We start from the raw sequence: 10,379 nt of genomic DNA, 5'->3' as shown, positions 1-10,379 counted from the left end.
CGTTTCAGCAGAGATATCGTTATCGCTTTACAAGCAATTCAAAAACTTGCCACCACAGGTGTTACAGTTCATTTCGAAGCAGAAGGAATAGATTCTAATACTCCTGATTTATATACTCATCTTACTGCACATCTAGCTGTTGCCGAAATGGAACATCAAAGTAGAAGCGAAAACATTACTTGGGGAATTCGCTCTTCTGCCGAACAAGGTACTTCTAAAATTTATAACAAAAAATGCTTAGTAATGTAAAATATATTGGTGACTCATATGTAAACACAACTGAAGGCGAATATCATTATTCAAACCATCATCCTGCTATTATTTTACCTAAAATATTTGACACCGTTCAATCCATAAAAGTATCTCGAAGCAATATCATCGAAAATCCAGATGGTACTACTTCGAAAAAGCATACTAAATACAGCGGGAAACGTGTTGTTCACGAAACTGTTGACATTGAACAGTTGAAATATGATTTAGGATTTGAAGAAATAATACCGCCTCAAGATTAATCTGTAATATCTTTCGTAATATAGTCTTCAATCACAAAATCATTATTATTAATTGACTGCAATTTCTGAACTATTTGCTTAATTATGCCATTCATCTCTTCATACGCTGCCTTATATCCATCCTCATCAAAAACACATGCGCTATCGTCTTCATTAAATGAATAAAAAGAATCATATAGATTTCTTGCTTGTTCATTCAGTTTTTTTAAATCTTCATTGCTATCGATTAATGGATATTTCCTTCTTATAAATCCCTCTTCATCGTATACCCATATAGGGCCATGAAGATACTCATTCATCAATTTGATTGTATACATTATAAATCATCCTTTCTAAATGGATACGCTGAAACAATAAAACCATTCGTACCAATTCCTGTCATTGTATAGTAGTTTCCTTTATACTCATAAACCCTCTCGTAGCCTTGCCTTCCATTACCTATGTTTACAAGTCGATTACTAACCACCGAACCATTTTTTATAACCTCTTTTAGGTATAAACCAACATTTTGTCGTTGGACGCCAAACGCTCTTTCAAAATCTTTTGCATGTCCAGGGCTTCCATCTTTTCCATCCAAAATATGTGTTAATCCAGCTGAAGAACTACCATTTTCAAGCCATACTATTTGACCTGTCTTGTCACGAGTAATGAAAACCATATCAGCTTCATTAAATTTTATATTATTGCTTCTAAGTTCTGATTTTAATGACTCGTCAGTCTCATACTTTTTATTATCATTATTTATATGCGTTGCACCATCAGTATTTCCAAAACCACCATGATACCCAGCACCCATTTACACCACCTCCATATGAGAGGTAGCATAACTACTATCAAACTGCACAATTCTTATTCCTGCATCTATATACTTCTTAAAATACTTTTCAGGTGCAGCACCATATACCACAATAGCCACCGGCTGTAATTTTTTTACAACAACATCTAGACCATTGAGAAATATCTCTCTGTCCTGTACTATTTTAAGATTTCCATGAGAACCAACCGCAATTATACAATGTTTTTCAATTCCATCGCAGCAAATACGATATGTACGTCTATCTCCAAATCTTAGATTTGGTATTACTTTCACACCATTAACCTGAAGCCAAAAACCAATGGCTCTGCTGCGATAAATATTCCATAACTGCAGTGCCCTATTTTAAATCATATCTAATAACTCTTTTATATACATTAGAATAGTGTCTCCACAATAACGTACTAAATGTGGAAGTACTCCTATTAATGATCCAAAGATTAACGCCTCCATAAACATTTTCCAGTCAATTGGTGACGTAAACAAAAAGCTAAAAGCCAGCAATACAAAAATTCCACCAACTAGTCCAAACACTACGCTGATGACGCCACTTGCGAAATCAAGCATAGATATAAGGACAGTTAATACTATCTGTATTGGTAAAAAAATAATCTTTAACATGAAATGGATAATGATTCTAAATAATTTTAATGCAACCATAGGCGCCCCCCTTATTTACTCAACATCTGCTCCATATAACTAATTACTTCATTTTGCTCTGAACCGTTTAACTTTGAGAAAAGCTGATAATACTTTCCTAATCTTTGTATTTTGGCAGTTTCCTCATGATTATCACCATATAACAACCAGTTACTTGATACATGATATAAAGAAGAAAAATCTCGAATTTCTTCTGCTGTCACTGCTCTTTTGCCTGACTCAATCGCACTAAGGGTTGGTCGAGACATTTGCATACAACGTGCAGCATCTTCTTGATACATGCCTATTTTATTTCTTGCTTCTTTTAATCTATCGGCAATTGTTTTATCCATGTTGCACCTCCGTGTCAGCTTTTCTGACATCTTCATTATAACATATTCGTTTTATCATGTCAGTATTTCTGACATGGTTTTTAAAATAATTCAGACTCATGAAAATCATGAGTCTAGAATCATGATAAAACAAAATGCTTATGCTTTCTTAGACCATTGCTCTAAAATCTGAAGGATCTGTATCTCCATTTCTCTAGCTGTTGTTTGTTGTGGAAAATACTTTTTCAAAATACTGCTATCAAATACAACTCTATTAAGTGGATTCTTCTTTTCTTCTTCCATTATTCTTTCTATAAATTCTGCAGTACATGTTCCTTCTTGGCTTGATTTTTTCAAACGCTGTGCCTGGGATAATGATGGAGTTGTTTGCGCAATCTCCATAGCTTCATAAAAATCTTTTTGTTCTTCCGGTTTCATATAAGAAATTTCTACGGCAGGATTAAATGCTATTTTTCTTTCATCAACAAGCTCCAAAAGCTCTGGAATAAGACTGTTAAGTCTCACAAATCTCTGTACTGTTCTTGCACTTTCACCGGTTTGCTTTGCTAATTCTTCATCTGCACGTAACCTCGTGCCAACTTGGCACGAAGTAAGATCTGTTCGCTTTCCCTGATGCTTTAGCGCTTCCATCTTCATCTTATAGGCCTTTGCTCTTTCACTTGGCAAAATATGTTCTCTTTGAAGATTAGAATCCACCATCAAAATAGTCGCTGTATCATCATCCATTTCACGTATGATTGCTGGAACTTCTTGTTTGCCAGCCATAATTGATGCATACCTTCTTCTATGGCCAGATATCATCTCATATTCTCCATTACCATCTGGACGAATAATGACAGGAACCAACACGCCATATTCTCTAATGCTATCAATTGTTTTTTTCATATCTTCATCATCTAGGACCTTAAAAAGATGATTTTTAAACTCATGAATCTGCTTTACCGGCACCATAACTATGTGTTCACCAGTCTCTTGTCTTTTTTCTTCAGTTGTAAAAATATCTTCATAGCTCTTTAAGCTGATATTACTTCCTTTTCTCGTCATAGTCTAAAACCTATAAAGTTATACTTATTTATGTACAAAAAATATTAAATAAAAATGTACAAATGATATGATATATGAGTTAAACAGGAGGAACTCACAATGATTATAAAATCAGATATCATATCAGATTTAAAGATTGAATCAGTTAATGATTTATATAAATTAAAACCATTTATGGAGGAAGGCATTTTGAAAGTAAATAAAAGCCAAATAAGCAGAGAATTAGGTATAGATCGTAGAACCGTAGATAAATATATTAATGGATTTGAAAAATCAAAAACCCTTAAATGTAATAACTGTATTACACCTTTTTATGATGTAATTAAAGAGTTATTGGATCCAGATAATCCGCAAATTTTTTACTATAAATCGATTTTATGGCAATACTTAGTTGATAATTATAATTATTCAGGTAGTTACGTAAATTTCTGCGTATATTTAAAGACTTATGATGAATTTGAAAATTATTTTAAACGACGTAGACCTTCAAATGTTAATCAAGTAACTGTTAGATATGAAACTTCTATGGGAAAGCAGGCACAGCTTGATTGGAAAGAAAAAATTAATTTTCTACTAGAGAATGGAGAAACTGTTACTATAAATGTATTTGTATTATTGCTCTCATATTCAAGATATAGGGTTTACAGATTGTCTATTTCAAAAACCCAGGATGTTCTATTTAACTTTTTAGATGGAGCTTTTGAAACATTTGGTGGTGTGCCTGAAGAAATAGTTACTGATAACATGAGTACTGTTATGGATGTAGCAAGGACAGAGAACTTTGCAGGTAAGGTTAATGCAAAATTTCAACAGTTTGCAAATGATTATGGATTTAAGGTTAGGCCATGCATAGCTGGAAGACCGCGTACTAAGGCTAAAGTTGAGGCACCAATGAAGATACTTGATGAGATAAGGGCTTATAATGGAAAACTTGATTATGATGGATTAAATAAGCTTGTAACTCGTATTAACAACAGGGTAAATACCCAAGTTGTCAAAGATACAGGTATTATTCCTATTATGTATTTCAATAAAGAAAAGACTTTCTTATCTCACCTACCAATGAAAAGTATAAGAAAGCCTTATCAGATAACCACAAAGCCATTAAAAGTGAATCAATCAAGTATGATTAATTATGCCGGTAATCAGTACTCTGTCCCACCAGAATATCTAGGCAAAACACTAACTATACAAGCTTACGATGGTTATATCCACGTGTATTATAACACAAAGCTTGTGACAGTACATAAAATATCAACTCAAAAGTTAAATTATCATAAAAAAGATTATATTGAGATTGCAAGAAAATCTCATTCTTTTAAAGAAGAAGATATAGAGGCAAGAGCAAAAGAAAATTTAGCATTATTAGGAGGATTTTTAGGTCATGAGTAGTACTTATCAACAACTTAGTATGAGTTTGGAAAAATTAAAACTAATTCAAATGAAAGAACATCTTGAAGAAGTATCAAACTTTGTTTCTCAAAATAAGCTATCATTCTCAGATGGTTTATTAAAACTCTGCACATATGAAATAGATTATAAATCGGAAACAGCTGCAAAATCTATGATTAAAGCTGCAGCATTTCCGTTTGTAAAAACTATAGAAGATTATGATTTCGAATTTCAACCATGTGTAGAAAAGCAGGACATTTTAGAAATAGCTACTTTAAGATTTATGGAAAATGCAGAAAATATAGTTTTTCTTGGAAGTAGCGGTGTTGGAAAAACACATCTTGCAACAGCTATAGGGATTGTAGCAGCAAGTAAAAGGTATAGTACATATTTCATAAAGTGTAATAATCTTTTACAAAGATTAAAAAAAGCTAAAATTGAAAACCGATTAGATAGCGTATTAAAGTATATAAACAGGTATAAGCTATTAATTATAGATGAACTAGGTTATTTGCCAATCGACAAAGAAGATTCAAATCTATTTTTTCAACTGATAGATATGAGGTATGAAAAGAAAAGCACTATTTTGACAACAAATATAAATTTTAATGACTGGGATAACATTTTTTATGATGCTGTTGTAGCAAACGCGATATTAGACAGAATACTGCATCATTCTAAAGTAATTACAATAAATGGTAGATCATATAGAGTCAAAGATTATATTAAACCATCAGAGTAATTGTACATAATAATATAAAACTTTTTGTACATAAATACTTGACACTTTATACCTTTTCAATGAATTGTGTCAGGAACTCTCTGCGCTCCGCTTCATTCATTGGATCATACATTTTGTCAAAAAAGATTAGAGCTTTGTAGATATTATCTCCACAAACCTTTTCAGCAAGTATCGACTTCTTCTTAGCTTTAGCCTCTACTAAGGCATTTTCTATCTCTTCGATTTTATCATAAGTCTTACTGAGGCGGTCCTCTAAATCTGCTTTCCTTCTCTTGCCTTTTGCATACGGCCTTCCATAATCTGTACACGTATGTTTTCACGCTCAATCTCAGCGACTGCTGACAGTACAGAAATCATAAGTCTTCCGGCTTCTTTTGATGAATCAATTCCATCCTCTACACAGATCAAATTCACTCCAAAATCCTGCATAATCTGAAGTGAATTGAGAACATCAGCCGCATTTCTACCAAATCTAGAAAGCTTAAATACAAGAACAAAAGAAACATCATCTTTTACAAATAATATCATCTCCTTTAAATACTTTTATCTGGAAGTTTTAACAAAGCATCAACAACCGAACGAATCATTTGTACCGATTCCACCTTGTTAATAGCACAGAGTTTTCGTCCTGCATCCTTACTTGATGCTCCACAGTGGAATGCCTGCTCTGTTGGCAATCCATAATCGAGAACAATAAGTCTATCATGACAATCCTGATTTGGTTTAATCCGAAGCGGTGGATACTGGTTTATAAAATCATCAACCACAGATGTCGTGAGAAATCCTCTCCTGCCATGCCCATTCTCCGTAAAGAGCCCACTTCCACTCCTGGATTTTTCTGTGATAATAGTTGTAGCGATTTAGTATTCATATAATCGTCAGCAACATAAATTGATTTTGCTGCCTGCTGATAGATATCTATGTAAGCAACATCTGTTTCAAACTTCTGACCTTTATAGATTATGAAATTCTTAAAATCTTTATCTGAAACAAAATTCTCATTCAAGGTGTCAATACTTTTCTGAATATCTTCAATTGCCTTATCCGTTTTCTTCTGATGATCAATTGCTCCTGCCATTTGCACAGATAACTCTGAAACCTTAGCAGTAACCATGCTCATTTCAGACTGAGTTACAAACTGCTGATTCTGACGGATATAGTGACGCATTTCCTTAAAAGCTCGCATGATAAAAATACTTTGTTGCTCTGCTAATTCTCCTCTAAGAACCGTAGCAAGCATATATATTCCCTGCTCAGTAAAAGCATAAGGAAGTTTTCTTTTACCGCCCCAACTTGAAGTCGCATTTTGCGACTTCATGTATTCTATATTCAAACAAAGATGTTTTTTGTGGTCGAAATAATCGACCACAAAGCATCGGTTCAAATTTGTAAACGCATATTAGACTTAGAACTATATCTACATGTCTTCAAGACTTTCTATCTTCTTCAAGGCCTCCATATAAGCCATAAGACGCTTTTGCTGCTCTTCTCTGAGGTTATGATAATCTTCAATCATCTGAACATCTCCTGGAGTAAACTTACTCTCAGGACTTGCAGGTTTTCCCACAAATGCGTGTACAATTAAAAAATTTTATGCTATACTATTACATAATATGATGAAAAGGATGTGATTATTATGAAAAAATTGAAATTACTTTCTAATCTACTTTGGTTAATTGGAATCACCATTATCGCAATGGTAATTCTAGGAGAATATTATTTCATCAGTTTTCTCCCCACATCCATAGACCCTTATGCATATAATTCTTCAGAGCAAATACAATTAGCTCGTAATTATACTGTTGCATATAATTTTACAGGGTATGCTTTTTTTATTATTTCTATTGTCCTTAAAATTTACATCATGGAACATAAAAAAAATAATAGTTTCAAAACGTATTCTTTACGAATTACAGAGAATAAGCCTAATTATCTTTTAATACTCTGTAAAATACTGTGTAAAATTGTAATCATAATTTTTTCACTAATTTGCCTACTTATATCTTCTCTAATTACACTTTTCTCCGTTATAAATTTTGATGATATTCCTTTATAAAAAGAGGAATTATTTTTATAATGCTACCCTTTTTTATATACTAGCATTTTTCCATAAAATCTGCGTAAACAGATGCTAAAGTTTTTGCTTCTTCTTTTGTTGGTAGTGTATCTGATTTTGCTGCTTTTAACAACATATTTTTATCTATATTCTCAATAATACCAATATCAATACCATCAGCTAATTTCTGAAAAGATGAAATAACATTGTTCTTTGAAGAATTAAATCTTTCTTTATAAAACATTTTAATACGTTTATTTTTTTCCAATGCATAAATTTTTGACACAGACTCAGAAAATCTTGTTTCACTTTTCCTACTATTCATTTCTTTCACTAACAAAAATCCTTCAGCATCCGCAAGTACATCTGTATAACCAAAACCTTTTCCATCTACATTATTGCCTAGGTTGTTTTTTAACCAACTTTCTAAATCTTGATTTTTCGCTTCCCTTGTATAAGAACCGAAAATCTGTAAAAGATCTAGTGTCCAACCACCTAAATCACCTAAGCTATAATCGCCTTTATTATCGGATATACCCCAATGAATATATCCTAAAGCTGTTGCAGACATATGCTCAATTTCAAAACTTTTTACACTTTCCTTGATTTGTGGTTGTTTCTCACATGTAGTTTGACAAATTCCTCTTGCCGCTACTTCTTTCTCATCAAATCCTGTTTCGGGTGTATAAATTTTCCATAATCCGATATAGCTATCTTCCCAATAAGTAGGTTTTCTTAAATATTCTAAAATAGCACGCCCTGTGACAAAACTATATCCGTACCAAGGTTGCATAACATTATTAAAATTCTTTAAACAGTCTTTTTCTGTCACTTTCACCCAATTAATAAACATAGCTTCTTCTGCACGATATTCTTCTTTTGGAAGGACCTTATTACATGGTTCGACTCTACCGCTATAGGCAACCTTATCTAAATCCCATGAGCCACCATATCCTTGAATTTCATGGAATTGATCATAATTCCAATTTTTAGGGATTGGAAAACCTAAATTACCACTAAAACCTGTAGACATATCAGATACAAAACTTGAAACAGAATATCCGATTTCGGCAATTCGTGTACAAACATTTCTAGATGAATAAATCCCAACGCTATATCGAGGATCAATAGTTTCGTTAATACCTTTAAAATAAGGAATAATATGAGTATCTACTTGATAATCATACACATCCATGTCTACAGCAAAATAAATCACGGTTGTTGGAACACCTTTTGCCAATGCTGCCTCACTCGCTTTTTTACCATGCTCCAATCCATTTAAGTAAGTATACTCACTGATGTCTCTTCCATTTTCTTGAAATATAGGAAAATATTTTAATCCACCACTAACGATTCTATTTAATTCTCCTTCTCTAATTTCTTTAAAAGAACCTCCAGTTAAATATCTGCCTACAATTTCATATCCGTCTGTTTTCAACTTATTTAATAATTGTGCTGTAACTTCAAATCTTGTATCACATGCTTGAGCTTTTCTATTAGGATTACCTTTACTAGTTAACAACTCCATCCATGTGTCAGTATCTAGGATTTTGGTATTCGAAATCTTATATTCTTTTTGAAAACTTGATAATTGTGTTTCAAATTTTTCATCCCATAAATAGTTTTGAACACAGTTATATCCTATACAATTTAAAGCTGCTTTCGCTAACCATACCCACTCCTCGTATGATGTAACATTTGAGCTATTGATTTTTTTCAGACGACTTTTAGTACCATTTCCAAAATATCCTGTAGCTTCTTCAACGGAAAAACCTTCTAAAGACTGTAAGATTTTAATCAATGCAGTATTCATTTCTCTACCATATAATCCATCACACGGAATGATTCCTGTGTAATTTCTATGCTTTTGATTTATTGTTTGCTGAATACTTCTTACAATTTCTTTTCCGCCATAATTTTTTAACAAAACAAACTGCTGCATGGAAAGTAAAGCTTTCATAACATCTACTGTTACAGTAGAATCTCCACCAATACCCATATCTTTTTTTATTCCTTTTATAGCTTTACCTGTTCCATCATAAAAATTTTGAGTAATATGATTGCCAGTAGAATACCCTTTACACCATAGCGACCCTTGAATGATGGAGTAAACATTGCTTGTTTTTTTATCTCCATCTGACTGTTGTTTAACACCATTAGGATATCGTTCATTAAATTTTCTTGTTGTACCTGCTCCAAAATTAGGTGCTGTTTCCTGAATTCCTAATTCAATCTGTAATGCAATAATTAGTCCGTTAATGGTATTCCTACCAGTGTGTCCGTTTTCTTCAACTCTAGTATAACGACTATCTTTACCATACGTATTATTGAGCCATTTTTGAGTTTCTAGTACCATTTTATCCATATAATATTTCCTCCCTTTGGACATAAGAAAAGTCATTGCAGGTTTTCCCTATAAAGACTTGTGCTTAATCTATTTTTACTATTATAACTATATCACACTTAAGCAGTGAATTACAGCAATCAGTATCTCGCCATTATTTCAATCCCTGATATCCTTTGAAGTCTTGATTTCACGACCCTTGAATCTTTCCCTGATTCGCTCCAGATCGTGGTTATACCAGTAAGCCACAAAGAGCAGCTGCATTTGCAGCATCAATCTCTTCATCTTCCAAAAACACCACCACTTCCTGTCTTAATTCGTCATATACAGACCATTTCTTTGGAATAAATCGAGCCTGCAAATATAAAGTCAATAGTAAAATAAGATTTTTCTATAGTTTCGAAATCGTGCATAACTAATAAGCCACCACATATGTGCCGGCTCAATACACAAATGATAAATGGCAATTACTTTTCCAGCTTG

Annotated in this window: 12 protein-coding genes and 1 pseudogene; 4 read left to right on the top strand and 9 right to left on the bottom strand. The window is 32.9% G+C overall.

What is annotated here, in order from left to right; all coding sequences use genetic code 11:
• Together BMY79_RS11175 and BMY79_RS11170 are read left to right on the top strand one after the other, a co-directional pair.
• A partial coding sequence (locus BMY79_RS11175; RefSeq protein WP_143065858.1) for a recombinase family protein occupies nucleotides 1–249 on the top strand: 249 nt, incomplete at its 5' end.
• Entirely contained in the window at nucleotides 234–512 is a 279-nt protein-coding gene (locus tag BMY79_RS11170) for a hypothetical protein (protein WP_022750452.1), read from the top strand. The genes BMY79_RS11175 and BMY79_RS11170, both read left to right, overlap by 16 nt.
• On the opposite strand, the gene BMY79_RS11165 is transcribed toward BMY79_RS11170, so the two are convergent.
• The 6 genes from BMY79_RS11165 to BMY79_RS11140 all read right to left on the bottom strand — a co-directional run bounded on the left by BMY79_RS11165 (nucleotide 509) and on the right by BMY79_RS11140 (nucleotide 3,362).
• Nucleotides 509–829 carry a hypothetical protein gene (locus BMY79_RS11165; protein ID WP_022750451.1) on the bottom strand — a complete coding sequence of 107 codons (321 nt, stop codon included), beginning with the start codon at nucleotides 827–829 and terminating at the stop codon, nucleotides 509–511. The two genes, BMY79_RS11170 and BMY79_RS11165, sit on opposite strands and share 4 nt — an antisense overlap.
• Nucleotides 829–1,308 carry a hypothetical protein gene (locus BMY79_RS11160; protein WP_022750450.1) on the bottom strand — a complete coding sequence of 160 codons (480 nt, stop codon included), beginning with the start codon at nucleotides 1,306–1,308 and terminating at the stop codon, nucleotides 829–831. The genes BMY79_RS11165 and BMY79_RS11160 overlap by 1 nt, the downstream gene beginning before the upstream one ends.
• Nucleotides 1,309–1,662, bottom strand: a complete 354-nt coding sequence (locus tag BMY79_RS11155; protein ID WP_074730981.1) for a DUF4417 domain-containing protein — start codon at nucleotides 1,660–1,662, stop codon at nucleotides 1,309–1,311.
• Nucleotides 1,663–1,671: 9 nt separating this feature from the next.
• Nucleotides 1,672–1,986: a hypothetical protein gene (locus BMY79_RS11150; protein WP_074730980.1), complete on the bottom strand. Its 315-nt coding sequence runs from the start codon at nucleotides 1,984–1,986 to the stop codon at nucleotides 1,672–1,674.
• Nucleotides 1,987–1,997: 11 nt separating this feature from the next.
• The gene (locus BMY79_RS11145; protein WP_081642878.1) at nucleotides 1,998–2,354 is read right to left on the bottom strand and encodes a helix-turn-helix transcriptional regulator; all 357 of its coding nucleotides are present in this window, start codon (nucleotides 2,352–2,354) and stop codon (nucleotides 1,998–2,000) included.
• Between the two features lie 102 nt (nucleotides 2,355–2,456).
• The gene (locus tag BMY79_RS11140; RefSeq protein ID WP_022750447.1) at nucleotides 2,457–3,362 is read right to left on the bottom strand and encodes a ParB/RepB/Spo0J family partition protein; all 906 of its coding nucleotides are present in this window, start codon (nucleotides 3,360–3,362) and stop codon (nucleotides 2,457–2,459) included.
• Between the two features lie 99 nt (nucleotides 3,363–3,461).
• Between BMY79_RS11140 and istA the strand changes: the two genes are divergently transcribed.
• Together istA and istB are read left to right on the top strand one after the other, a co-directional pair.
• Nucleotides 3,462–4,754 (top strand): IS21 family transposase, encoded by a 1,293-nt coding sequence (istA, locus tag BMY79_RS11135; RefSeq protein ID WP_022750446.1) that lies wholly within the window; start codon nucleotides 3,462–3,464, stop codon nucleotides 4,752–4,754.
• Nucleotides 4,747–5,496, top strand: a complete 750-nt coding sequence (istB, locus tag BMY79_RS11130) for an IS21-like element helper ATPase IstB (RefSeq protein WP_027422497.1) — start codon at nucleotides 4,747–4,749, stop codon at nucleotides 5,494–5,496. Before istA ends, istB begins: the two co-directional genes overlap by 8 nt.
• Nucleotides 5,497–5,757: 261 nt before the next feature.
• On the opposite strand, the pseudogene BMY79_RS11125 reads toward istB, so the two are convergent.
• From BMY79_RS11125 to BMY79_RS11105, 3 genes and pseudogenes are all read right to left on the bottom strand, one after another.
• Nucleotides 5,758–6,006 (bottom strand): annotated as a pseudogene (locus tag BMY79_RS11125) (recombinase family protein); the annotation flags it as partial.
• Nucleotides 6,007–6,244: 238 nt separating this feature from the next.
• Complete coding sequence (locus tag BMY79_RS11115) at nucleotides 6,245–6,814, bottom strand: ORF6N domain-containing protein (RefSeq protein ID WP_051132224.1); 570 nt, start codon at nucleotides 6,812–6,814, stop codon at nucleotides 6,245–6,247.
• A 778-nt stretch (nucleotides 6,815–7,592) separates the two neighbouring features.
• Nucleotides 7,593–9,917, bottom strand: coding sequence for a glycoside hydrolase domain-containing protein (locus BMY79_RS11105; RefSeq protein WP_027422500.1), 2,325 nt, complete (start codon nucleotides 9,915–9,917; stop codon nucleotides 7,593–7,595).
• Between the last annotated feature and the right edge of the window lie 462 nt (nucleotides 9,918–10,379).

Source organism: Lachnobacterium bovis, assembly GCF_900111325.1.
Classification (GTDB): Bacteria; Bacillota; Clostridia; order Lachnospirales; family Lachnospiraceae; genus Roseburia; species Roseburia bovis_A.
Note: the sequence above shows the minus strand (reverse complement) of the source record. Positions and strands in the feature narration are given on the sequence as shown.

What these genes read in the sequence shown, in the direction of transcription:
- BMY79_RS11170 (WP_022750452.1), top strand. Translation starts at nt 234, where the DNA reads ATGCTTAGTAATGTAAAATATATTGGTGACTCATATGTAAACACAACT.
- BMY79_RS11165 (WP_022750451.1), bottom strand. Translation starts at nt 829, where the DNA reads ATGTATACAATCAAATTGATGAATGAGTATCTTCATGGCCCTATATGG.
- BMY79_RS11160 (WP_022750450.1), bottom strand. Translation starts at nt 1,308, where the DNA reads ATGGGTGCTGGGTATCATGGTGGTTTTGGAAATACTGATGGTGCAACG.
- BMY79_RS11150 (WP_074730980.1), bottom strand. Translation starts at nt 1,986, where the DNA reads ATGGTTGCATTAAAATTATTTAGAATCATTATCCATTTCATGTTAAAG.
- BMY79_RS11145 (WP_081642878.1), bottom strand. Translation starts at nt 2,354, where the DNA reads ATGAAGATGTCAGAAAAGCTGACACGGAGGTGCAACATGGATAAAACA.
- BMY79_RS11140 (WP_022750447.1), bottom strand. Translation starts at nt 3,362, where the DNA reads ATGACGAGAAAAGGAAGTAATATCAGCTTAAAGAGCTATGAAGATATT.
- istA (WP_022750446.1), top strand. Translation starts at nt 3,462, where the DNA reads ATGATTATAAAATCAGATATCATATCAGATTTAAAGATTGAATCAGTT.
- istB (WP_027422497.1), top strand. Translation starts at nt 4,747, where the DNA reads ATGAGTAGTACTTATCAACAACTTAGTATGAGTTTGGAAAAATTAAAA.
- BMY79_RS11115 (WP_051132224.1), bottom strand. Translation starts at nt 6,814, where the DNA reads ATGAAGTCGCAAAATGCGACTTCAAGTTGGGGCGGTAAAAGAAAACTT.
- BMY79_RS11105 (WP_027422500.1), bottom strand. Translation starts at nt 9,917, where the DNA reads ATGGATAAAATGGTACTAGAAACTCAAAAATGGCTCAATAATACGTAT.